Source organism: Nocardia sp. NPDC057440, assembly GCF_042802915.1.
GTDB lineage: Bacteria > Actinomycetota > Actinomycetes > Mycobacteriales > Mycobacteriaceae > Nocardia.
Map to the genome: position 1 here is coordinate 148,262 of NZ_JBHVDF010000004.1, position 22,471 is coordinate 170,732.

20 protein-coding genes are annotated in these 22,471 nt (G+C 66.2%); 7 read left to right on the forward strand and 13 right to left on the reverse strand.

Features of this window, described 5'->3' with window-relative positions; translation table 11 throughout:
- Position 1 precedes the first annotated feature (1 nt).
- Genes ACFU4Z_RS09695 through ACFU4Z_RS09710 form a run of 4 tightly spaced genes read right to left on the reverse strand, consistent with a single transcriptional unit; the run spans position 2 to position 5,257 of the window.
- Entirely contained in the window at positions 2-1,657 is a 1,656-nt protein-coding gene (locus ACFU4Z_RS09695; protein ID WP_379061035.1) for a class I adenylate-forming enzyme family protein, read from the reverse strand.
- A 33-nt stretch (positions 1,658-1,690) separates the two neighbouring features.
- A complete protein-coding gene (locus tag ACFU4Z_RS09700) occupies positions 1,691-2,731 on the reverse strand; it encodes an NAD(P)-dependent alcohol dehydrogenase (protein ID WP_379061660.1) in 1,041 nt (346 codons plus the stop codon).
- Positions 2,731-3,882, reverse strand: a complete 1,152-nt coding sequence (locus ACFU4Z_RS09705) for a serine hydrolase domain-containing protein (protein ID WP_379061037.1) — start codon at positions 3,880-3,882, stop codon at positions 2,731-2,733. The genes ACFU4Z_RS09700 and ACFU4Z_RS09705 overlap by 1 nt, the downstream gene beginning before the upstream one ends.
- Positions 3,883-3,889: 7 nt before the next feature.
- Positions 3,890-5,257: a flavin-containing monooxygenase gene (locus tag ACFU4Z_RS09710; protein WP_379061038.1), complete on the reverse strand. Its 1,368-nt coding sequence runs from the start codon at positions 5,255-5,257 to the stop codon at positions 3,890-3,892.
- A gap of 246 nt (positions 5,258-5,503) precedes the next feature.
- On the opposite strand from ACFU4Z_RS09710, the gene ACFU4Z_RS09715 reads away from it, so the two are divergent.
- Both ACFU4Z_RS09715 and ACFU4Z_RS09720 read left to right on the forward strand, forming a co-directional pair.
- Complete coding sequence (locus ACFU4Z_RS09715) at positions 5,504-6,130, forward strand: TetR/AcrR family transcriptional regulator (RefSeq protein WP_379061040.1); 627 nt, start codon at positions 5,504-5,506, stop codon at positions 6,128-6,130.
- 152 nt (positions 6,131-6,282) lie between these two features.
- On the forward strand, positions 6,283-7,083 hold the full coding sequence (locus ACFU4Z_RS09720) for a DUF6319 family protein (protein ID WP_379061041.1): 801 nt from the start codon (positions 6,283-6,285) through the stop codon (positions 7,081-7,083).
- Here the strand turns inward: ACFU4Z_RS09720 and ACFU4Z_RS09725 are convergent, their stop codons facing one another.
- The 3 genes from ACFU4Z_RS09725 to ACFU4Z_RS09735 are packed head-to-tail and all read right to left on the reverse strand — an operon-like array spanning position 7,084 to position 9,775.
- Positions 7,084-8,616, reverse strand: coding sequence for a diguanylate cyclase domain-containing protein (locus tag ACFU4Z_RS09725; RefSeq protein WP_379061042.1), 1,533 nt, complete (start codon positions 8,614-8,616; stop codon positions 7,084-7,086).
- Positions 8,616-9,188: a hypothetical protein gene (locus ACFU4Z_RS09730; RefSeq protein WP_379061043.1), complete on the reverse strand. Its 573-nt coding sequence runs from the start codon at positions 9,186-9,188 to the stop codon at positions 8,616-8,618. The genes ACFU4Z_RS09725 and ACFU4Z_RS09730 overlap by 1 nt, the downstream gene beginning before the upstream one ends.
- Complete coding sequence (locus tag ACFU4Z_RS09735; RefSeq protein WP_379061044.1) at positions 9,185-9,775, reverse strand: pyruvoyl-dependent arginine decarboxylase; 591 nt, start codon at positions 9,773-9,775, stop codon at positions 9,185-9,187. The genes ACFU4Z_RS09730 and ACFU4Z_RS09735 overlap by 4 nt, the downstream gene beginning before the upstream one ends.
- Before the next feature lie 162 nt (positions 9,776-9,937).
- Here ACFU4Z_RS09735 and galK point away from each other — a divergent pair, with 162 nt between their 5' ends.
- The 4 genes from galK (at position 9,938) to ACFU4Z_RS09755 (ending at position 13,596) form a co-directional block, all read left to right on the forward strand.
- Positions 9,938-11,071 (forward strand): galactokinase, encoded by a 1,134-nt coding sequence (galK, locus tag ACFU4Z_RS09740; protein ID WP_379061045.1) that lies wholly within the window; start codon positions 9,938-9,940, stop codon positions 11,069-11,071.
- A 218-nt stretch (positions 11,072-11,289) separates the two neighbouring features.
- Positions 11,290-13,008, forward strand: a complete 1,719-nt coding sequence (locus ACFU4Z_RS09745) for a sodium:solute symporter family protein (RefSeq protein WP_379061663.1) — start codon at positions 11,290-11,292, stop codon at positions 13,006-13,008.
- A 12-nt stretch (positions 13,009-13,020) separates the two neighbouring features.
- Positions 13,021-13,275 (forward strand): hypothetical protein, encoded by a 255-nt coding sequence (locus tag ACFU4Z_RS09750; RefSeq protein ID WP_379061046.1) that lies wholly within the window; start codon positions 13,021-13,023, stop codon positions 13,273-13,275.
- Positions 13,276-13,278: 3 nt separating this feature from the next.
- Positions 13,279-13,596 carry a hypothetical protein gene (locus ACFU4Z_RS09755; RefSeq protein ID WP_379061047.1) on the forward strand — a complete coding sequence of 106 codons (318 nt, stop codon included), beginning with the start codon at positions 13,279-13,281 and terminating at the stop codon, positions 13,594-13,596.
- A gap of 259 nt (positions 13,597-13,855) precedes the next feature.
- Here ACFU4Z_RS09755 and ACFU4Z_RS09760 read toward each other — a convergent pair whose 3' ends face one another.
- From ACFU4Z_RS09760 to ACFU4Z_RS09780, 5 genes are all read right to left on the reverse strand, one after another.
- Positions 13,856-14,566 carry a hypothetical protein gene (locus tag ACFU4Z_RS09760; RefSeq protein ID WP_379061048.1) on the reverse strand — a complete coding sequence of 237 codons (711 nt, stop codon included), beginning with the start codon at positions 14,564-14,566 and terminating at the stop codon, positions 13,856-13,858.
- Positions 14,567-14,705: 139 nt separating this feature from the next.
- Positions 14,706-16,187: a PepSY-associated TM helix domain-containing protein gene (locus ACFU4Z_RS09765; RefSeq protein WP_379061049.1), complete on the reverse strand. Its 1,482-nt coding sequence runs from the start codon at positions 16,185-16,187 to the stop codon at positions 14,706-14,708.
- Between the two features lie 301 nt (positions 16,188-16,488).
- Positions 16,489-17,052 carry a hypothetical protein gene (locus tag ACFU4Z_RS09770; RefSeq protein WP_379061050.1) on the reverse strand — a complete coding sequence of 188 codons (564 nt, stop codon included), beginning with the start codon at positions 17,050-17,052 and terminating at the stop codon, positions 16,489-16,491.
- Between the two features lie 174 nt (positions 17,053-17,226).
- Complete coding sequence (locus tag ACFU4Z_RS09775) at positions 17,227-18,885, reverse strand: acyl-CoA synthetase (protein ID WP_379061051.1); 1,659 nt, start codon at positions 18,883-18,885, stop codon at positions 17,227-17,229.
- Between the two features lie 232 nt (positions 18,886-19,117).
- Complete coding sequence (locus ACFU4Z_RS09780; RefSeq protein WP_379061052.1) at positions 19,118-20,743, reverse strand: acyl-CoA synthetase; 1,626 nt, start codon at positions 20,741-20,743, stop codon at positions 19,118-19,120.
- 362 nt (positions 20,744-21,105) lie between these two features.
- Between ACFU4Z_RS09780 and ACFU4Z_RS09785 the strand changes: the two genes are divergently transcribed.
- Positions 21,106-21,612 (forward strand): hypothetical protein, encoded by a 507-nt coding sequence (locus tag ACFU4Z_RS09785; protein ID WP_379061053.1) that lies wholly within the window; start codon positions 21,106-21,108, stop codon positions 21,610-21,612.
- Between the two features lie 164 nt (positions 21,613-21,776).
- On the opposite strand, the gene ACFU4Z_RS09790 is transcribed toward ACFU4Z_RS09785, so the two are convergent.
- Positions 21,777-22,274 carry an ArsR/SmtB family transcription factor gene (locus ACFU4Z_RS09790; protein ID WP_379061054.1) on the reverse strand — a complete coding sequence of 166 codons (498 nt, stop codon included), beginning with the start codon at positions 22,272-22,274 and terminating at the stop codon, positions 21,777-21,779.
- Between the last annotated feature and the right edge of the window lie 197 nt (positions 22,275-22,471).

Genomic DNA, 22,471 nt, shown 5'->3' on the forward strand with positions numbered 1-22,471 from the left:
CTCATACCTCGATACCGGTGCGCACGACCTTGCCGGTCGCGTTGCGTGGCAGTGCTGTGGTGGTGATCCGCCAGCGTGCGGGCACCTTGAAATAGGCGAGTCGCTCCTTGGCGAACTCGACCAGCTCGTGTTCGGTAGTCGCCGTGTCGTTGTCGACGACCACCACCGCCGCGACCTGCTGGCCGAGATCGGCATCGGGCACGCCGACGACGGCGCACTCCCGCACCGCGGGGTGTTCCTCGAGACACTGCTCGATCTCGGTGGGGTAGACGTTCTCGCCACCGCGCAGGATGAGATCGGACCGCCTGCCGGACAGGCGAAGCCGGCCCTGCTCTTGCACGCCGATATCGCCGGTGCGCAGCCAGCGGTCGGGGGTGATGGCGGCGGCTGTCGCGGCCTCGTCCTCCCAGTAGCCGAGCATCACGTAGGGGCTGCGCACGCAGATCTCGCCCTCGGTGCCTTCGGGGACGGCATTGCCCGCGGCGTCCCGGATTTCGATGGTGACACCGACGACGGGGCGGCCGACCGTATCCGGGAACGCGGCTAGCTCGGCGGGGGCGGCCAGGGTGGCCGCGGTACTGCATTCGGTGAGGCCGTAGCTGGTCACGAGCGCGGTCTTCGCCACCGGAAGTTGTTCGCGTAGCCGGTGTTGCAGTGCGGCCGAGGACGGCGCCGAGTTGAGCGAGAACGACGTCAGTGAGGACAGGTCATAGCGGGACAGATCGGTGTCGAGCATCCGGTTTGCCATCGTCGGCATCGCGCCCCAGTTGGTGATGTGTTCGCGTTCGACCAGGTGCAGCACTCGATCGGCGTCGAACGAACCCTGGTATATGACGGTGGTATCGCCGGTCACCATCCGCGGGATCACCAGGTTGTGCAGGCTGGCGATGTGGAACAGCGGCGAGGTGAGCAGGAACCGCCTGCCTTTCGGGCCGCCGTCGTCGGCGCGGCCTTGGAAAGCGGCGGCCAGTGCGTCGTTGAAACGGTGATAGTCGATGACCGCCAACATGTTTCGCTGGGTGTGCACCGCGCCTTTCGGGCGTCCGCTCGTGCCGCTGGTGTAGAGGATGACCGCAGGATCGTCCTCGGCTACCGGCGTATGCGGCAGTTCGCCGTCGTCGAATGCGGCGATCAGGGCGGGGAGGTCGTGCTCCATGGTCAGCACCGGGACCTGGATATCCAGCTCCGCCAGTTGCGCGGCCCGCTTCGCGTCGACGATCAACACCGCGGGCCGGGTGTGGTCGATGCCGTAGGCGATTTCGCGGGGCGCCCACCAGGCGTTGTATCCGACGGCGATGGCGCCGAGAGTCTGTGCCGCCCAGAACGCGACGACCCATTCCGGCGTGTTCGCCGCCAGTATGCCGATCCGGTCGCCCTTTCCGACGCCGTACTGGTCGCGCAGTGCGCGGGCCAGCGCGCCGACCGCGCGCGCGTGCTCGGTGTAGGACATCCTGCGGTCCTCGGTGACCAGGTAGTCGCGGTCGGCCAACGCGATGGATGCCGCGAGCACCTCGCCGAGCGAGCGGTCACGATGCCGCATCACCGGCATCGGTGCGCCGAGCACCTCCTCGACGACCATTTCGAACTGTCCGCCGGGCCCGGTCAGCCGGGCGATCGCCGCGGCCGCCATGGCCTGCGGGTCCAAAGGCTGTGTCATGACATGACCTTCCTCAACATTGATCGGACCTGCCTACGGCACCAGGACCGCACGGCCGGTGACCAGCCCGCGTTCCAGTCGGTCGAGCGCCTCGCGGCCCTCGGCGAGGTCATAGCGTTCGACTTCGACTCTGAGCTTGCCCGCCTGTGCGAGCGCGACAGCGCTGATCAGGTCGGATTTGGTGCCGCCGTAGGACTTTCGGATCGATGCGCCCCACGGCCAGCCCGGTCCGCCCGCCGGGCCCGCGGTGATCTCCGGTGCGCCGCCCCCGAGTCCGATCATGCGATAGGCGCCGTTGGGCGCCACCGATTCCACGGCCAGGGTCGCGGTCTGGTCGGTGCCGACGAAGTCGAACACCGCGTCGGCGCCGCGCCCTCCGGTGCGGTCGAGGATCTCGTGGGCGGTGCCGGGTCCACCGATGAGTCCTTCGGCCGCGCCGCAACGGGCGGCTAGGTCGAGTTTCTCCGCGCTCACGTCGACCGCGATCACGTGCGCTGCGCTGGTGGCGGCGAGGATCTGCACCGCGACGTGGCCGAGCCCGCCGATGCCGATGACCACCGCGACCGAACCCGGCCGCAGCTGCTCACGCGCACCGTTGATCGCGTGAAAGCTCGATAGCGCGGCGTCGGCCAGCGGCGCGGCCTGGAGGAAGTCCAGGTCACCGATCGGCACGAAGGACGCGGCCGGAATCCTGATGTACTCGGCCATGCCGCCGTCGGGTCCCAGACCTGGGCACGGCGGCATCGCGGTGCGCCCTGCGGCCAGACACACATTTTCGTTGCCGCTCACGCATTCCCGGCACACCCCGCACGACCAGCACAGGTAGACGATGCCGCGCTCACCGGCCGACCGGCCGCCGACAGCACTGCCGACGGCTTCGATGGTGCCCGCGATCTCGTGTCCGAGGGTCAGCGGTTCGTCGCGCATCTTGAAGGGGATATGCAGCACATGCAGATCGGAGTGGCAGATGCCCGCCGCGCCGACGCGCAGCAACAGATCGGTGGGGCCGATCTCGGGGACCGGAACTTTACGCAGCTCGAGCACACCGGGATCGGTGAGTTGCAGCGCCCGCATCATGAGCGATCTCCTCGCACCACCGAAAACACCGAGAGCAGGTAGGCGTCGGCGCGGTCGGAGCCGATCAGCCCCGGCGCCATCTTGTTCATGGTGTAGGCGAAGGTGACTCGGTGCTCCAGGTCGTTGACGACGATGGCCCCGCCGAATCCGGCCCACCAGCAGACGCGCCCGCCCGGGACCTCGGGAGCGGTCTGCGGCTGGGGCAGGCCGTAGCCGATGCCGAAGCGCAGCGGAAGCAGCAGCGCCAGATCCGCGCAGTCGGATTGCTGTTCGAAGATCAGGTCGATCGTCTTCTCGGACAACAGCCTTCGGCCGTTCAGCTCGCCGCCGCAGGATACGAGCGACTGCACCTTCGCCACCGAATGCGCGTTGCCGTGGCCGTTTACCGCGCCGATCTCCGCCTGCCGCCATGCGGCGCTATTGGCCTCCGCAATGTCCAGCAGCGGGCTGGTGAGCGTCTTGACCAGGATGCTCTCCTGATCGAGCGAGGCCATATCGAACTCCAGCAGCGGCGGTGGCACCAACGGTGCGATGCGGTGGTGGTGTTCCGGCCCGGTGCCGATGTGGAAGTCGGCCGCCAGCGGTCCGGCGAGCTCCTCGGCGAAAAACTGTCCGAGGCTACGGCCGGTGATGCGGCGAATCACCTCGCCGATCAGGTGTCCGTAGTTCAGGGCGTGGTAGCCCGACGCGGTACCCGGCTCCCACCACGGCGGTTGGGCCGCGAGGCGGGCGCTGGCCGCTTCGGAGTCGTAGATATCGGCCAGCTCGATCGGCCGCTGCCAGCCGGAGACACCGGAGGTGTGTCCGAGCAGCTGACGAATCTCGATGTCGCCCTTGCCATTCGCGGCGAACTCCGGCCAGTAGTGCGCGACCTTCTGCCGCACATCCAGTTCGCCGCGATCCACCAGCAGCAGCGCGGACAGCGCCGTCATGGTCTTGCTGATGGAGAAGACGTTGACCAGGGTGTCCTCGGTCCATGGCGTGGTGCGCTCGATATCGCGGTGCCCGCCCCAGATGTCGACGACCGTTTCGCCGTCGACGGTCACACAGATCGACGCGCCGAGCTCCTCGTCCGCGGCGATCCGATTCTCCAGTTCCTGTCGCACAGCCGCGAAACGGTCGGCGCAGAATCCCATCGTCGTTGTCATCGCCGCCTCACACATGCTCGAGCACTCGGGCAGGCACCGGCAGCGCGTTGCCCGCTGCCGCGGCACGCTTTGCGCCACTGGCCATTTCGCGCTTCATGTCACGCACATAGGCCTCGAATTCGATTTGGATGGTGTGGCGCGGCGAGTCGTAGTAGCGGCCGCTGCGGCGCTGCTCGGCGGCACGGATAACCTCGTGCATCTGCGGCTCAGACGGCGGGAGGTACGTGCCGGTCAGATAGGCGGCGACGAGCTTGCTCTGCTGTTCGGCGAAGTTCACCAGAGTCGGCAGCGGCTGCGCGAGCCCCATATAGAACAGATTGTCGACACCCGGCTTCATCATCTGCTTGAACAGCGGGATGCGATTGCTGCTGTCGGGCACCAGTTCCGGATCGGAGAAGAACGGGAAGCTGATGTGGTAGCCGGTCGCGCAGACGATGACGTCCACCTCGTCGGTGCTGCCATCGGCGAACCGCACCCGCGTGCCCTCCAATCCGGTGATGGCGGGCTTGAAGCCGATGTCACCGCAGCCCGCTCGGTGTAGGAACTCCTCACTGGCCGACGGGTGTGCCTCGAACGGTTTGTGATCGGGTGTGGGCAGGCCGTAGAACTCCATGTCGCCGCGAAATTTTCGGACGAACCGCTGCTTGAGCTTCATGCTCAGCTTGCGCGGAATCCATGGTGGCACCGACTGTTTGTCGCCGACCTTGCCGTTGACGTATTTCGGCAGCACCCACACGCCGCGCCGCGCCGACACGGTCAGCCGCTCGGCGATGAAGCGCTGGGACAGCTCGGAGGCGATGTCGAGCCCGGAGTTGCCCATCCCGACGACCACGACCTTCTTGCCGCGCATGTCGACCGGGTCGAACGGATCGTTGTAGGCGTGGCTGTGGATGAGCACACCGTCGAATTCGCCGGGGTAGTCCGGGATATTGGGATCCCAGTGGTGGCCGTTGCACACGATCAGGGCGTCGTAGTCGCGGGTGCGGCCGTCACTGGAGGTCACCAGCCACCGGCCGTCGGGCTGCCGTTCGGCGGCGGTCACCAGGGTGCCGAACAGGATCTTGTCGCGGAAACCGAAATGGTCGACATAGTCCTTGAAGTATTGGAACAGCTGCGAGTGGTGCGGGAAGTCCGGCCAGTCGCCGGGCACCGGATAGTCCTCGAAGGCCAAGCGCCACTTGGATGTATCGATGTGCAGGCTCTGGTAGCAGGCCGACATGCCGTTGGGGTTCTTGAAGTACCAGTTGCCGCCCACCTCGTCGGACGCCTCGAAGAGGTCGAACGGGATGTCGAAGTCCTGCAGGCGTTTGGCGGTGGTGATACCCGAGGGGCCTGCGCCGATGACGCAGACCTTGGGAAGCGTGCGTGGAGTCAATTCAGTAGTCCTCATTCGAAGCTGCCGTCACGGCTCGCAGTGGCGCCGGACACGGCGGGCGAGTGTCCGGAGCCGTGGCGCTCCGGAGTGACGTAGGCAACAACGTAACACTGACTGGACTCAGTGTCTAGTGAATGACAGAATGTCTAGTGAAGACATCGGCCCGCCCGGGTCGGACGTACACTTGCTCACCGGAAGTCGCACGTCAGCAATAGTTTCCCGACCCACGCGAGGTAGCCGCTCACCATGCCAACGAAGTCGAAACAGGTCGGCGCCAGCCTGCGGGACGAACAGAAGTTGCAGACCAGGGCCAAGCTGCTGGAGGGCGCGAAGAACCTGTTCAGCGCCCAGGGCTACGCGGCCGTCCGGGTCGACGACATCGTCGCCGCCGTCGGCTGCAGCCGGGCGACGTTCTACCTGCATTTCGCCAGCAAGCTCGAGGTGCTGCGCGCGGTCGCCGAGCAGAGCACCGCGCCGAGTGCGCTGCACTTCTATGAGGATCTGGACCGTGTCCTCGACACCGGCTCGCGCGCCGAGTTCGTCGGCTGGATGACCCGCGCCATCGGCTGGTTCCAGGAATACAAGGACCTGCTGCCCGCCTGGGACGAGGCCACCGCGCTCGAACCGGAATTCCGTGACATCGCCCGCCAGGGCATCGCGTCCCTGCCCAACGCGATGACCTCCTACCTGGCGCGCTGGCCGACCGACCGTCAGGACGAGGCTCGCCTGCGGGTGGAACTGCTTGTCGCCCAACTCGAACGCTTCTTCACCCGCTGGGCCATGCAGGGCACCATCGATGTCACGGCCGACCAGGCCGCGGATGTGCTCACCGACATCTGGTTTCCAGCCCTGCAAGCGCCGCGGGAACGGTAGCCTCAGCGCGGGATCTCGAATGTAGCTCAGGGTTCGCTGGGGTTGCGGCCCTGGTGATTTCCTGAGTCGATGTGGTGGCAGCTTGCGAATCTGTCGGTAGCGTGCGGCATCATCTGTGCACGCAGCCATCCACGAATTCGCTCGGAGTCACCATGCCCTCGTCCAGAACCAAACCACAGCCCTTGTCGGACACTGAGATTCAGCAGATCGCCACGGACATTGCCGGCGGCCGACCGCCGATGGTGTGGTTCACCGCTGCCGCGGTGGGCGTGCCGGAAGGGCGATCGGGAAAGGTGGTCGAACTCGATGATCCATCCGTAGGAGACTTCCTGCGGGTCCGTCCGACCGGATCGAAGGATGTACTGTCCTTTTCTCCTACCGAAGTGACGTTGACCAAGCCGCCCCGCGCGGCGACCGCTTCCCCAGCCCAGCCGAAGTCGACAACCAGGAAGGAATCCACCGTGACCCAGCCGTCGACCTTGACGAGCGTTGCGACACCGTCCACCCCGAATCCCGGCTCCCTCGGAGCCAACTCGGCGACACCGTCGGTCCCCAAGCCGGGCCCGGCCGCCTCGGGAACGAGCGAAGCCGACAACGCCGCCAAGTCCGCCGCGGCCAAGCCGCCCGCCGCGGGCGCGCCCGGCGCGAAGCCCGCCGCGAAGGCGCCCGCCGCCGCGCGTAAGGCGAAGACGCCTGAGGTCACCGTGACACTGACCGGGACTGCCGACGGCGAGTGGTCGGTCGATGTGATCAGCGGCAAGAAGCGGGCCGTGCGCGGTCTGCCGGTGACAAGCTCCGCGGTGGCGCAGGCCGCCAAGGTGCTGCATCCGGAGGTGGCCGAGGTGGTGGCCGGAATTCTCGATGCGGCGCGCGAGGTGCAGCAGGTCAAGGTCGCGCAGCTGGCGGCCGAGCTGGAGGAGGCCAAGCGTCTGCTCGAGGAGCTGACCGACTGATCAGACGGCAGTACTCGTCGACCGATCGGTGGGGCGCCAATTCCGGCGCCCCGTATCGGGGGCACCGTGCCGCAATTCGTCGTGGAACGCGTAGCCGAGCGCGTACTCCTTCGCGTGGTACATCGCCGAATCCGCGTCTCGGATGAGGTCGTAGATGCTGGCGTCGTAACTGCGCGGGCTGCCGCAGGCGATCCCGACGCTCGCGGTGATCGGGATCTCGCCCGCGCTCAATTCGAAGGGGCGTACGAACGCGCCAAGTAGTTGTTCGGCGAGCGTGGCCGCCTCTTGTCTGCCCAGCGGCGCGAGCACCACGAATTCGTCGCCGCCGTAGCGCGCCACCACGTCCTCGCGGCGGATCACCCGCCGAATGCGCGAGGCCGCGTTCGCGATCAGCTCGTCGCCGACGGCATGGCCGTAGCTGTCGTTGACCATCTTGAAGCCGTCCAGGTCGATGAACAGCAGGCTCAGCGGTTGTTCGAGCCAGTGCTCGTGATTGCGATTGAGCGCGCGCAACAGGGCAGACCGATTCAGCAGTCCGGTCAGCATGTCGTGGTCGGCCTGATACTGCGCGCGGCGTTCACTGCGGGCGCTGCGCACGATGGCGCGTTCGCTGCGTGCCAGGACGCCGATCAGCAAGAGCGCGAACAGCGAAGAGACGACTACTCGGTCGAGAGTGTCGAGGCTGGACCCCACTACCGGAACCAGGGACGCCATGATCAGTGCGACCGCGATGACACTGGCGCGCTGACGCGAATGATGGGGATGGATGCGACGCGGTGCGCCCAGACAGGCCATGGTCGGATGCAGCGCCGCGACCCCGACGGTGATGTAAGCGGCCAGCAGCGGTGCGAGCAACACTTCCCGCCCGATCGTGGCGGTGCCGACGGTCTCCAGGCTGTATCCGAGATCGCCGAGCAGCACCGCGATCAGGCCGACGTGCAGTAGCCGCAGCGAGGTCTCCGAGCGGGTCGCCGTCGCCACCGAATGCGCGACCATGGTCAGCAGCAGTGCGTCGAGTATCGGATAGATGGCCGCCACAACGGTGTTCATGGTGGCGGCATGTGTCTGCAGGATCGGCGAGATGAGAAAGGTCCAGGAGGCCAGCAGTGCGCCGAGTCCGATGAGCCCGGAGTCGAGCAGCAGGTCGTAGTTGTGCTGGATCTGGCGCGGCCGCAGCCACAGGGTGGCCGCGACACCGACGGCGAAATAACCGGCCAGCGTGAACAAGTCGTCGACGGGGTGCATCGAATGCTCGTCGATGCCGCGCAAGACGGTGCCGGTGGCGAACAACAGCGCCGACGCCGCGATCAGATACCAGGGCAGCGGCTGCGGCGGGCGATGGCGCCGCAGGCCCAGGCCGATCATGGCGAGGGCTCCCGCCACCACAACCAGCATCGTCAGCATCGAGAGCAGCTGTGAATCGACCGCGATATTCAGCCCGATCGAGGCCGATCCTGCACCGAAAAATATTGCGTACCAACACAATCCGACAGGGTTTCGTCGGCTCGTCGACTGCTCTTCGGTCAGTGTCATCAGCCCCCCTTTGTCGCTCCATCCCCTGTGAATCGAGCCGCATAGTAGGTCTGTGAATCTTCCACCGCGACTTCGACGTTCGCCTCTTGCTCATCGAGCACTGCCCGAATGCTGTCGGCGAAGGAGAACCGAGTGTTGTTGTACGAGCAGATGTCCCAGCCCACCGCCGCGCGCTCGGCCACAAGCACCTGGACAACTGATTTGATCATGGCATGGAACGCGGCCCCTTGTCGGGCACTTGAGGCAACAAGGGTGAAACCGGCGTAGTAGATCGCATTGCGTGCGGCGTGCTCCGGATAGCGTGCGGCGAAATAATCGGGGCTGATCCACGGCACCGTCTCCAGATGCCTGGTCAGAGTGGTCACTCCGATGGGTTCTCCTGCGGCGGTGCGCGCGACGTGCTTGAGCACGCGGGTGTCCACCATCTCCGCGCGGAACTCGGCACGATGCAGCACCTGCCGGGCGATCGCCTTGGTACGCAGCGGGCCGAAGGCCTCCTCGTAGAGCAGGTGGAACATATCGATCCGGTCGTCGGGGATCGTGGTTTCGATGGTGACGCGCAGGTCACTCATCGTCTGGTCCACGGGGTGGTGTGGTAGGCGGCGAGCACCATGGCACACGCCGGGTCGCCCTCGGAGCGGGTCTCACTGGTGCACAGCTGGATCGGTCCGAAGCGTTCCGGCCGGTTGGCGGTCATATCGGCGAGGCTGGACCTGATCAGCAGCTCGACCTCCTCGGCCGTCTCCGCCTCGTGCTCGACGAAAAGTCCCGCACCGGAATGGTCGTCGCGCAGTACCCAGCCGATGCCCGCCGCAGCCCGTCTGCCGTTGCCGATCGCGTGCTGTGCCGCGTAGACGCAGTAGAGCCGATCACCCCAGGGGATCGGCTTGCGGACGCGGGCGGTGCGCTCCAGGGTGGCGTGCGGTGGAATCACCGATGACAGGCGAATCAAGTTGGCATCACCCACTCCCAGATCGCGCAGTGCCGCATCGAAGGCCGACATGGCTGTCGGGCCTACCCCGGTCGCGGCGCCGATCTCGATCGTCAGTGGTGCCTCTGGCAATTGCCGGTCATCGCGATCCGGCCTGCCGAGGGGCGGGAGCAGTCGATCGATCCACTGCAGCCCGAGTAGGCCGCTGCGTGGGGTCGTAGAAATCATAATGCCCTCCCGGAACTCCCTGCCGATTTTGCAGGCCGATATTGCGTCAAAATCGACTCTGCGTCACGAAGGTCGATCGCGCACGCGCACTGCCCGAAAGCAGTGCTCCTGCGGCGTGTCTCGTAACGTGTGCCGGCGAGCCGTCAGGCAAACTCCGATCCGATGAAGCGAGGACCAGTGCAGAAGTGGGTGGCGCCGGGGCGGGTCAACATCATCGGTGAGCACACCGACTACCACGAAGGCTTGGTGCTGCCCATCGCATTACCGCTGGTTGTCGAGTGTTTCGCCGCAGTGCTCGACACAGGGGATGTGCGGGTGGTCTCGCGCCAGCGGCCAGGGGATCGGGTGCTCGCCGGGGTGGGCGCGCTTGCCGCCGAACGGGATCGAGTGCCTGCCTGGTCGCGGTATCCGCTGGGCGTTGTGTCCGAATTCGTGCGACGCGGGCATCGGATCGCCGGTGTGGACATCGAGCTCGACGGTGCGGTGCCGATCGGCGCCGGGCTGTCCTCGTCGGCGGCGCTGTCGTGTGCGGTGGCAATCGCGCTGCGAGATCTGTTCGCGCCGAGGGTCACTGATCGGGAGCTGATCGATATCGCCCGTGCCGCCGAGAACGACTACGCCGGTGCGCCGACCGGACTGCTCGATCAGTCGGCATCGATCCTGTGTACGGCAGGTCACGCACTGTTTCTGGACGTACGTCGCTTCACGCACATGGCCGCTGGTGCCACCCACGAACAGATCCCCTTCGATCTGGACCGTTTCGGGTTGGAACTACTCGTGATCGATACCGGGCAGGCACACGAGTTGGTCGACGGAGGCTACGCCGCCCGGCGCGCGCAATGCGACGCGGCGGCCGCGGAACTCGGCGTGCCCGCGCTCCGGGATATCGATACCGTCGACGCGCTCGGACGCATTCCCGACCCGATACTGCGACGCCGGGCTCGGCACGTGGTCACCGAGAACACGCGCGTGTTGAAGGTTGCCGAGAAGTTGCGCGATGGTGCCGATCCGCGCTCGATAGGTCCGATCCTCAGCGCCGGGCACGCCTCGTTGCGCGACGATTTCGAGGTCTCCACGCCCGCTTTGGACGCGGCCGCCGACGCGGCGGTCGATGCGGGATCGTACGGCGCGCGCATGGTCGGCGGCGGGTTCGGCGGCAGCGTCATCGCGCTCGTGGATCGTGAGCGCACGGCGGCCGTCGTGGATGCGGTACGACATCGTTTCGCCCGTGCGGGTTTCGCCGATCCGCGCACCTTCGTCGTGGTGCCGGGCCCTGGCGCGCACCGCGTCGATTGAGCGACCGTCCAGGTTTTGTGCGTGATTGTTCTGCGGTGATGCGGCACAATCACCGACAGTAGGTAGTAGCCGCCACCACCGGCAGGCGACGGGACAGATCGCGCCGCCACACCCATGACGCACGACCTCGCTCGACGCTCGGTTTCATCGCCTGGAGGGACGCCGCTGTGCCGCTTGCCGATTCATCCGTGTTCAACTCCGCGCTCGACGTCGCGACCCTGCGGTCGACCGCGTCGACCGTGCATCTCGATGCGGCATCGAGCCTGCAACTGGATGCGAACCCCGTCGACTACGCCCTGGTCGCGCTCTACTTCGTTTTCGTGATCGGCATCGGGCTGCTGGCCAGGCGGCGCGTGTCTTCCAGCATCGACTTCTTCCTGTCCGGACGTTCGCTGCCCGCCTGGGTGACCGGCCTCGCCTTCATCTCCGCCAACCTCGGCGCTGTCGAGATCATGGGTATGTCGGCCAATGGCGCGGAGTACGGCTTCCCGACCTTCCACTACTTCTGGATCGGCGCGGTGCCGGCCATGCTGTTCCTCGGCGTGGTGATGATGCCGTTCTACTACGGCTCCAAAGTGCGCAGTGTGCCCGAGTTCATGCGCAGGCGGTTCGGCACCGGTGCGCACCTGGTGAACGCATTGAGCTTCGCGATCGCGCAGGTGCTCATCGCCGGGGTGAACCTGTATCTGCTCGGCACCATCGTGAATGTGCTGCTCGGTTGGCCGCTGTGGGTTTCGGTGATTGTCGCGGCGGTCATCGTGTTGTCCTACATCACCCTCGGCGGGTTGTCCGCGGCGATCTACAACGAGGTGCTGCAGTTTTTCGTCATCGTTGCCGCGCTGCTGCCGCTCACGCTGGTCGGTCTGCACAAGGTCGGCGGCTGGGCGGGGCTGCGCGACAGGGTGACCGCGTCGCCGGGCGGTGCGGCGCAGCTGGAGTCGTGGCCGGGCAATGCGCTCAGCGGCTTTTCCAACAACTTCCTCTCCGTGGTCGGCATCGTGTTCGGTCTCGGGTTCGTGCTCTCGTTCGGATACTGGACCACCAACTTCGTCGAGGTGCAGCGGGCGCTGGCGACGCACTCCATCTCGGCCGCGCGGCGCACTCCGATCATCGGTGCGTACCCGAAGATGTTCATCCCGTTGATCGTGGTGATCCCCGGCATGATCAGCGCCGTTCTGGTGCCGCAGATGGCCGAGTACAAGGATCAGGTGACCGCGAATCCGGACTACACCGGGGATGTCACCTACAACCAGGCGCTGCTGTATCTGATGAAAGACGTACTGCCCAACGGATTGCTCGGTGTCGGGCTCGCCGGCCTGCTCGCGGCGTTCATGGCGGGCATGGCCGCCAATATCTCCGCCTTCAACACGGTGTTCAGCTACGACCTCTGGCAGCAGTATGTCCGCCGTGATCGGCCCGATCACTACTACCTCGACGTCGGCCGCCTAGCCACCGTCGGCGCCACCGTCGCCGCGATCTTCACCGCGTTCATCGCGGGGAGTTTCAGCAACATGATGGACTATCTGCAAACGTTGTTCAGCTTTTTCAACGCGCCGTTGTTCGCGACGTTCATCCTCGGCATGTTCTGGAAGCGGATGACACCGACCGCGGGCTGGATGGGCTTGGTCTGCGGAACCGGTTCGGCCATTGTGGTTTACGTGCTGCACAAGACCGATGTCTTCGAATTGTCCGGCCAGGGATCGAGTTTCGTCGCCGCCGGTGTCGCGTTCGTCGTCGATATCGCCGTCAGCGTCGCGGTGACCATGGTGACCCAGCCGAAGCCCGCTGCCGAACTCGTCGGCCTGGTCTACTCGGAAACCCCGAAGGAAATGCGCACCGATCCCGAGTCCGATTCCCTGCCCTGGTACCAGCGCCCGGTCCTACTCGCCGGTATTGCCTTCGCCCTGGTCATCGCCCTCAACATCATCGTCGGATAAGGAGGCCAGCCGATGCTTTTCGACATCCGCACCATCGTCGGCGCCCTGCTCGGCAGCTACGGCGTCATCCTCATCATCACCGGCCTCGTCCACGACACCGCCGCCGAGGAAGCCAAAACCGGCGGCATCAATATCAACCTCTGGTCCGGCATAGGAATGGCCGCAGTAGCCGTGGCTTTCCTGGTCTGGGTGCTACTGCGGCCGGTCGTCGTCCCACCGACCGCCGAACCTCCGATCACCGAGGAGGATTCGTCAGCCGACGCGTGAGGTTTGTCAGGTCTCGTCGGCGAAGAGATCAGCGATTGTTTTCGCGGTGAGGGATCGGTCGATCCAGGTGTTGAGCTGGTCTTGGTCCGTGCAAGCCTTGATCCGGGCGCGTGCGTTGTCATCGGTGACGATGCCGCGACGATTCAACACCCGCAGCAGGCCGTCCGCGATGCCTTCCGCGTGGCCTTCGGCGTGGCCCTGGACGATGCCTTCGGCGCGCCCTATCTCGACGCGCCCTCCGCGCGCAGGCGTTGGGACGTTTCCGAGCGGAAGAACGACAGATCCATGGACATCAGTTTCCTCCATGGAATGCGCGTGTGAATACTCCTGGATCGTGTTGGAAGAGCCGGTGCATCGCCTCGTGCGGGGAGCGGACCATGGCGGCCAGGTTAGCGAGCTTTATCGAAGATATGTTCGATCGAATCAGATGGGTTGGCGCAGAGCGGCGAGTTTGCCGACACGCGGGTCGGGTGTCGCGCAACTCGCCAGCAAGTTGGGCGGACGTATGAGAAACCCCGTCCGGTTGTGATCGGACGGGGCTCCTTGCGCTGAATTTTGTTGTGCGGTGGCTTGTTCCGTCTTACTTGGCCGGCGGAACGAACGGCTGGTTGGTGGTGGTGAAGTACTGGATCGCCGCTCCGATCGCGACCGGAGCCGTAATGAAGATCTGACCCGCGACGGTGCCGATGGCGCCGACAAGGGCGACGCCCGCGAGGCAACCCACGGCGGCCGCGGGGAGGAACGGGCCGAACAGGCCGATGATGGTGCCGCCGACGGCGACACCGCCCAGTATGCCGCCGAGGACGCAGCCGACAGCTGCGCCGCCGAGGCCGCCGACCAGGGTGCCGATCGAGGCGCCCATGCCGATGGTGCTGGTCATGCGGCTCCAGGCTGCCTGCTCACGGTCGTATTCGGTCTTCCAGGGAGCCTTGTCCTCGAAGGGGAGGGCGACCGGCTTGTAGGCGGCGTGTGCCAGGTCCAGCTGGGGCGTGAGAGTCGCGGTGCGGCCGGAGATTTCGGCGGCGATCGGAAACTCGAACTCGTCGACGCGCAACGTCAGCGGGGTGCCCGCGACGACGGTGCCGTCGGCGGCCTTGATCTTGAAAACGCCGTCTTCGACGCTAAGCGAACCAGCGTCGGTTTCGATGATCGATGACTCGTCGGTCGCTCGAGCGGTGAATCCGATCGCATCGGGTTCGGTGGCACGCGAGCCGGCGTGGCTCGCGCCTGCGGCGATACCCACCGCGGTCGTCATGAATGCGGCGGCCAGGGCGAACTTGGTGATCTTCATGGTGTGGGAGTCCTTGATGAGGGAATTCGAGGCATGGCGAAACAACGGCCATACCTGTGACGTTCGGTAGGTCGTTTCGGTAACACCGGAGTCGTTGCCCGGCCGCTGACGGCCGGGGCTCCGGTGGATCAGAACTGGGCTATGAGGTGGCGCGAACGCGTCCGACGAGGCCGATCACCAGATCGATCGTGAGGAAGGCGAGCAGGCTCAGCCCGACCAGCGGGACGAACCAGCCGACCACCAGTGCGGTGGCGACCAGCGGCACCGCCAGCCACGGCGAGGTTTTGCGCAGCACGCCGCGGCGTGGGGCGCGGCCCATGGCGATCCGCGATCCATCGCGGGTCGGCCTGCGGTTCCACCACATCAGATAGCCGCGCACGATGACGGTGATCAGGCCGATCATCACGACGAGCAGCAGCAACTGGTTGAGCAGGCCGAACATCAGGCCCATATGGAACTGGATGCCCCAGTTGGTGAGCTTGGCCATCAGCGGCCAGTCGGCGTAGGCCAGCTTGTCGGTGACCGTGCCGGTGGCGCCTTCAACGGCGACTGCGTCGACGGTATACACGCCGGGCATTCGTCGTTCCTTCACCGCAAACGCCTTACCGGGCTCGGCTGGGACACTGATCTCGACCGCTTCGGTCACACCATTGGCGCGGGCGACATCGTAGACGCGATCGACCTGAGCGATTCGATGACTCGGATCGGCAGGCGCGGGCATCTCGGGACCGCCGCCGTGGTGGTGATCGCCGCTCGCGGCGGGAGCGGGCGACTGTGGGTCCGCGCCCGGCAGCGCGGTGCTCACAGCAGGGGTGGTCCAGCTCAGCTGCTGGCGCAATTCGGTGATGTTCTCACCGGCATAGGTGGACCAGGTCATACCGGTCGCCGACAACAGCAGCACCACCGGCAGAATCCAGACACCCACGGCGCCATGCCAATTCAGTCGCCTGCCGCGGCCACCCTGGGAACGGTCGGGAACCAGCAGCCAGCCCGCCGAATTGCGGTTGCGGCGGCTGCGGACCCGACGGAACCACAGCACCAGGCCGCCGAGCGCGATGATCCACAGCCAAGACGCCGCGAGCTCGCTGTAGATGCGGCCCGGCTCGCCGAGGTGAAGATCCCGGTGCAACTGGTCGATCCAGGTGCGCATCGGCAGTGCGCCCGAGCTGCCGTAGACGACCGAGTCACCCACGGGCTGTGCGGTATAGGGGTTGACGAACACCGCGCGGCGTTCGGACTCACCGAGCGACGGGTCGCTGAAGATCACCCGGGTGGTGTCCTGCGAACCCGGTGCGGGGGCGACTGCGACCAGCGCCAGATTCGGCTGGGTCGCGACGGCCGCGTTGATCTGTTCCGACAGCGGCTTCGGGGCGTCACTCGGGTCGACCTGCAGCAGATCGCGGGAAACGATCGATTCGAGGGTCGGTGAGATCGCGTAGAGCGCGCCGGTGATCGCGGCGATCAGGATGAACGGGGCGATGAAGACGCCCGCATAGAAATGCAGCCGCATGGCGAGGGGGTAGAGACCGTTGCGACGGCGGGTTGGTTCTTCCGGCGTGCTGGATTCTGGCGGCGGCGCCCCCGGTTCGGTATCGGGAGGACTGGCGTCGATGATGCTCATGTTCGATTCGTTTCTGGAGTTCAGGGAACCCGGATGCCCGTCGCCGCACCGTCGAGGAAGCCGACAGCATCTCGGGCCGCACGGTTGCGGCTCGACAGAAGTCGGCTGGCGATGGCCGGTGGCTTCGCGCGGGCCGCGGGTGCGCACCGCGGCGAATGACCGTCCGAGGCCGATGTTTTCGGCGTGCGCGACGACTATTCGAGGCGACGACGAGCCGATATCGGCCCGCGGCTGGAAGTTTGCCGAGGCGGCCGCGGCGACGCACGAGCACCGCGGCTCGTGCACCGGGTGAAGGAATTGGTCAGAGATGAACCACGAGTGGGGGACCGCGGGGCCGCCGCGATTCGGCGGCGAAGACCCGCAGAATGACACGGTCGCGATGGGTGTCGCGCAGCTGTGCGGGACCGGCGATCGCGGGTGGGTGGTAGCGCATCGGCAGTACGCGCGCCAGGACGGCGCAGCCGATCAGATAGGCGGCCTCGGCGCCGCGGATCACGACGGCGGCCAGCGCGGCGGCGATGGCATGGGCGGTGAACATGGCGGGGGTGAGTTGCGCATCGCCGTGATGCATATGCCCGGAACTCCAGCCCATGGTGAGGTGGCCGAGCAGTTGACCTGCGACGAGTGCGGCGACAAGACCGGTCGAGGTGTCACGCAGCAGCGGGAGCCCGGCCACCAGCGCGCCGATCACCGCGGAGGTGGCGGCCAGCAGCGCCAGCATGGTGCTGTTCGGTGTCATGCCGCCGGATGCCCACCCGTGTGCCGCAACCGAAACGGTCCCTGAGATCGATCCGGCCGCAGCGCCGCGCAACCGCGCGACAGCACTGCGTTTCCCCGCAACAGCGCGGCCGGACTCGATACTCACCCGCTGATGATAACTGACAGGTAACGTGCCGAATCTCGAGATAGTCGACACCCGAAATCCCACGGCATCCGCAGCTTCCATCTGGAAATAATTGTGCCTACCGGATTTCCCGCACACCGAACCAGGAACGGTTCAGGTGCGGGAAATCAGCCGAGGCCCATGGGCAGTGGTCACCTACCCGCCGTCGACCACCATCTCGATGAGCGGCTTGCGCAGCAGCTTGCCGGTGGCGTTGCGGGGCAACTCGTCGAGGAAGATCACCTCGCGCGGCACCTTGTAGCGGGCCAGGTTCGCCTTGACGAAGTCCTTGATTTCCTGGGCGTCGCGCTTCGATTCCGGACCGGGAACCACGAACGCGCGCAACCGCTTTCCGAACACTCGGTCGTCGACACCGACCACGGCGGCCTCGAAGATATCCTCGCGGCCCGCGATGAGGTTCTCGACCTCGAGCGGGAAGACGTTCTCGCCGCCGGAGACGATCATGTCGTCGTCACGACCATCGATGTAGAGCAGGCCGTCGGCGTCGAAGTGCCCGACGTCGCCGCTGGACATCATGCCGTCCACGATCTCCTTGGTGCGTCCGTCGGTGTAGCCGGTGAAGGCGAAGCCGTTGTCCACGAAGATGGTGCCGGTGACGTTCGGCTCGGTGATCGGCTTGCGGTTCTCGTCGAGCAGCACGATGCGGATGCCGACCGGCGCCTTGCCCGCGGTGGTCGGAGCTTTACGCAGATCTTCTGGCGTCGCCACCGTCATGACGGCGCATTCGGTGGAGCCGTAGAGGTTGTAGAGGCTGTCGCCGAAGTAGTCGAGCGTACGGGTGACGACATCCGGAGCGATCGCCGAACCCGCCGCGAAGATCACCTTGATGGTGCTCGGGTCGTACTTCACCAGCACGTCGTCACCGAGATCGAGGATGCGCTGCAACATGGTCGGTACCACGACCAGCGAATCCGCCCGGTATTGCTCGATATTCGCGAGCGTCTTCTCCGGGTCGAACCGGCGCTGCTGGAAGATCACCCGATTGCCGAGGGCCAGGCCGATGGTGAACTGCGAGAGCCCGGTGCCATGGAAGATCGGCGCCGCCATGATCATGGTGCCGTTGTTGGGCAGCGGCACCCGGTCGACGAACTGGGCCGAGGCGAATGGGCTCACCCGGTCGCGCGGCGCGCCCTTCGGGGTGCCGGTGGTGCCACTGGTCAGGATGACCATGCCGCCCGGTTTGGCGGGGGCGGGCAGCGGTTCGGTGGAGCGACCCTCGATCAGGGCTTCGATAGTGGGGATCGACGGATCGGCGTTGTCCTTCTCGTCGACCCAGGTGAGCAACCGGGGGATCTCGGCGGGGATGGCGCTCATCAGGTCGAGGAATTCGCTGTCGTGCAGCACCGCTTTGACGTTCTCGCGCTGGGAGACGTCGGCGAACTGCGGTTTCGCGAAGCCGGTGTTCATCAGGACCGTGCGGACGCCGAGCTTGCCCGCTGCGAGCAGGCTCAGCACCATGCCGCGATGGTCGCGCGCCAGCAACGCGACGACGTCGCCGGGCTCGATGCCCTGCGACTCCAGGCCGCGCGCCAATGCGCTCGACTGCTCGTTCAGCTGACCGAAGGTCATCTCGCCACGTTCGTCGACGATGGCGGCCGCGTCCGGCCGGGTCTGGGCCGCGTGCATCACGACACCGGCGAACGGGCCGAACTTGAGCACATTGAACGCTGATCGCGCCGCGTGATCGGGCCGGAGCGGATTGAACAGGTGCCGCTTGACCATGACATTCACGCCCTGGGCGAAATCGCCCGCCTTTCGGACGGAGCCATTCAACGCGGGCAGGGATAGTGACATTCGACAACGCCTTCCGCGGTCCGCCCACCGGGACCGGGGGTGGTGTGGACCGCAACTTCGAGATCCAGTGCTGCCGCTAACAATAGCAAGCAACTGTGACTTGCTGTGGCACGTATCTCAATCCGAGTATTCGGCCAGCTCACGCCCTCTATTCGAAGCAGTGCCGGTCAGGTTGCGGCGTAACAGCCTTCCCAGCACTGACACGACGGCGCGGTCGCGGACGCCCGAATGCTCAGGCCTGTACCTCGTACTCGACGAGCACGCGGCGCAGCAGCTTGCCGGTGGGGTTGCGCGGCAGATCGTCGAGGAAGACCACTTCGCGCGGCACCTTGTACCTGGCGAGATTGTTCCTCACATAGGACTTGATCTCCTCGCCGTCCGGCGTTTGACCGGGTTCCGGAACGATGAAGGCACGCAACCGCTTACCGAACTCGACATCGTCGACGCCGACAACTGCGGCATCGAAAACATCGGGACGCTCCAGCAGCAGGTTCTCGACCTCCTGCGGGAAAACGTTCTCGCCGCCGGAGACGATCATGTCGTCATCACGGCCGTCGACCATCAGCAGCCCGTGCTCGTCGAAATGGCCGACGTCGCCGCTGGACATGTAGCCATCGATGATCTGCTTGTGACGACCATCGGTGTAACCCTCGAAAGGCGCGCCGCTGCGGATGAAGATGCGCGCGGTCTCGTTGATCCCGGTGACCTGCTTGTCGTTGTCGTCGTAGAGCCGCACCTCGCAGGTGATCGGCGCCCGGCCGACCGTGCCGGGCGCGAGCGCCAGATCCTCCGGGTTGGCGACGGTGGCGACCGCGCATTCGGTCGAGCCGTACAGGTTGTAGAGAACGGGCCCGAATACCTGTGTGGCCTTGACGCACAGCTCCGGCGAGAGCGCCGAGCCCGCTAACAGGATGCACTTCAGCGAGGACGTGTCGTACTTGGCGCGGATCTCGGGGGGCAGCTCGGTCATCCGGTGCAGCATGGTCGGCACCGCCACCAGCATTTCGGCCTTGTGGTCGGCGATCATCTTCAGTGTCGCCTCGGCGTCGAACCGGCGGCGCACCACGACTTTGTTGGTCATCGCCGAGGCGACCAGATAGGTGCCGAGGCCGGTGCTGTGGAAGATCGGCGACACGATGACCTGGGTTCCCCTGACCGGGAACGGGATTCGATCGACCATCTGGGCGGTGGCCAGTGGGGTCACCTTGCTGCGCGGTGCGCCCTTCGGCAGGCCGGTGGTGCCGCTGGTGAGGATGACGAAACCGCCGGGCTTGCTCGGCGCGGGCAGCGGTTCGGTCGAGTTGGCGGCGATGAGATCGTCGAGCGTCTGTGCGCCGTCCGGCAGCGTGGTGCCTTCATCGACCCAGGTGAGGTAGCGCGGCAGGTCTGCGGGCAGCGCGTCGAGCAGGCCGAGGAACTCGCTGTCGTGCAGCACCGCCTTGACCTTCTCGCGTTCGCAGACCTCGGCGAACTGCGGCTTGGCGAAACCGGTGTTCATCAGTGCGACCCGAACGCCGAGCTTGCCCGCGGCGGCCATGGCGAGGATCAGGCCGCGATGGTCGCGAGCGAGCACGCCGATCACCGAGCCCTCGGTCAGGCCGGCGGGCCGCAGCCCGCGCGCGATGGCGGTCGACTGCTCGTCGAGTTCGCGGTAGCTCAGCTCGCCGCGCTCGTCCACCAGCCCGGGCGCATTCGGCGCGATGCGCGCGGAGTGCCGTATCAATGTCGCCTGCGGGCCATATATCTGGGACTCTTTCATCGTCCGCAGTGCCTCGCCCGGCCTGCGCGGATCGCTGACTCCGCGGGCCCGCAGCACTCCCAGCGCCTTGATTGTTTCCACGGCATGCGCCAACTTCATCGCCGAACCACCTCTACCAAGAACTCGCGTCGACCCTCGACCTAGCGATATCGAACGGGCGTGTATGCCAGCTCACCGTATCAGCGGCAGTGTGACGGATCGCATAATGTCGATAAACCGCCAGTCGACCGTCCAGCGGTGGGGTGGGTCACTGCGTCTATCCCGCTGTCCCGCGGCGGGCCGTTAAGGTTCGGGGCATGCGTATCGCGGCCGTCACGGCCATCGTTCTGCTAACGGCCGGTTGTGCTGCGGAAACGGATCATCGGTCGGCTGCCGTCCCGAGCTCGACCGGCGTCGCGTCGGTCGGGCCGTCGGTATCGTCGACGCGGTCGGCTCCTACCAGCGGCGCGTCGGTGGCGGATGTGGAGTCGTGGACCCGGGCGGGTAATAAGGCCGATCCGGTGGGGTACCGCACCGCACGCCTGGACGGCGGCGCGGTTACCGACCTGAAGAGCGACCGCGCCTTCACCAGTCCCTCGGGGAAGATCAGTTGCATCACCGATTACGAGCACGGTGATCGGGGCGTCATATGCCTCGTCGAGTTGAAGAATCCGCCGGCCAAACCCCATGACGGCATGGGCAACTGGAAGGGCGGCTGGATCCGCTACACCGGCGGCAAGCTGACCGTCGGCGCATTCCGTGGCGATCCGGGTCCGTTCGTGCAGGGGCGCGGCCCCGAATTGCCCTACGGCAGTGCGCTGTCCATTCGCGACTTCACCTGTCGCATGGACTCCAGCGGCCTCACCTGTGTGAACCCAGGGGCGGGCTCGGGCGTGCAGATGAGTGATGCGGGCGTCATCCCGTTCGGGTGTCTGAAGGAGCAGGTGGCGACCCCGAACGACAATGCGGGCGTGCTGTTCGGCTGCTAGCGGCCGTTGGCGCCGACTGGCGTGTGGTCCGCGATCCGCATCGGCAACCGCCCAGCGCGGTCCGATGTCTGATGTGTGATGTCAGGCAGGAGAGCGCGGGGGTGTTGTCCGCCGCGACTTCTCTTATCCCGTAAGCGATTCGGCCGCGGACCTCGCCGACCGCGTCAGCGCCGCGCGCTGGCCAGCGCGACCAGCAGCGGTACGACCCGGCCCTCCGGCACTTCGAAACGCCCACGGCCTGCGGTGTGCAACCAACCGACGGCGGCCAACTGCCGCAGGTGGTGATACACCTGAGCGGAGGTTCCGACGCCTTCGAGACCGACGAGTTCGGCCGCGGTCCTGCGACCACCCATCACCTCGCGCAGCAGCCGCAGTCGTACCGGACTGCCGAGGGCGGCCAGACATTCGGCTGCCTCGGACCAGTCGTCCTCGATGATCTCACCGGTGGTGAAACGTGCCTGCCACCCGTAATGCTCATCGGTCGGTAGTCGCACCGACCCGGCGAACAGCACCCCACCGTTGGGCTCGTCGGCGTCGGAGAAATCTTCCTGCAGCCGTTGCACCGCCCACTTCTCCGGCGATGCGTCCGCGCGCCGACTACCGTCTGCCTCCAACGCGCTGAGCCGTCGCTCCAGCTCCGCAACCCGTTCCTCTAGACCCACGCCCCAAAATTACGGAACTACGTAATGCCGGACAAGAGGACATCTCTGCGCCCCGGCCGTGCCGTTCCGCATGGTGTAACAGACGAGAGCCGAGGGGGGGGGCGGGCGGGGGCCGCCCAGGGGGCGGGGGTGGTGGGGGGGGGGGGGTGGTGTAGGTAGGTGTTTAAAACAAATAAAAACCCGCCCCAAAATGTGTG

What these genes read in the sequence shown, in the direction of transcription:
- ACFU4Z_RS09695 (WP_379061035.1), bottom strand. Translation starts at nt 1,657, where the DNA reads ATGACACAGCCTTTGGACCCGCAGGCCATGGCGGCCGCGGCGATCGCC.
- ACFU4Z_RS09700 (WP_379061660.1), bottom strand. Translation starts at nt 2,731, where the DNA reads ATGCGGGCGCTGCAACTCACCGATCCCGGTGTGCTCGAGCTGCGTAAA.
- ACFU4Z_RS09705 (WP_379061037.1), bottom strand. Translation starts at nt 3,882, where the DNA reads ATGACAACGACGATGGGATTCTGCGCCGACCGTTTCGCGGCTGTGCGA.
- ACFU4Z_RS09715 (WP_379061040.1), top strand. Translation starts at nt 5,504, where the DNA reads ATGCCAACGAAGTCGAAACAGGTCGGCGCCAGCCTGCGGGACGAACAG.
- ACFU4Z_RS09720 (WP_379061041.1), top strand. Translation starts at nt 6,283, where the DNA reads ATGCCCTCGTCCAGAACCAAACCACAGCCCTTGTCGGACACTGAGATT.
- ACFU4Z_RS09725 (WP_379061042.1), bottom strand. Translation starts at nt 8,616, where the DNA reads ATGACACTGACCGAAGAGCAGTCGACGAGCCGACGAAACCCTGTCGGA.
- ACFU4Z_RS09730 (WP_379061043.1), bottom strand. Translation starts at nt 9,188, where the DNA reads ATGAGTGACCTGCGCGTCACCATCGAAACCACGATCCCCGACGACCGG.
- ACFU4Z_RS09735 (WP_379061044.1), bottom strand. Translation starts at nt 9,775, where the DNA reads ATGATTTCTACGACCCCACGCAGCGGCCTACTCGGGCTGCAGTGGATC.
- galK (WP_379061045.1), top strand. Translation starts at nt 9,938, where the DNA reads ATGAAGCGAGGACCAGTGCAGAAGTGGGTGGCGCCGGGGCGGGTCAAC.
- ACFU4Z_RS09750 (WP_379061046.1), top strand. Translation starts at nt 13,021, where the DNA reads ATGCTTTTCGACATCCGCACCATCGTCGGCGCCCTGCTCGGCAGCTAC.
- ACFU4Z_RS09760 (WP_379061048.1), bottom strand. Translation starts at nt 14,566, where the DNA reads ATGAAGATCACCAAGTTCGCCCTGGCCGCCGCATTCATGACGACCGCG.
- ACFU4Z_RS09765 (WP_379061049.1), bottom strand. Translation starts at nt 16,187, where the DNA reads ATGAGCATCATCGACGCCAGTCCTCCCGATACCGAACCGGGGGCGCCG.
- ACFU4Z_RS09775 (WP_379061051.1), bottom strand. Translation starts at nt 18,885, where the DNA reads ATGTCACTATCCCTGCCCGCGTTGAATGGCTCCGTCCGAAAGGCGGGC.
- ACFU4Z_RS09780 (WP_379061052.1), bottom strand. Translation starts at nt 20,743, where the DNA reads ATGAAGTTGGCGCATGCCGTGGAAACAATCAAGGCGCTGGGAGTGCTG.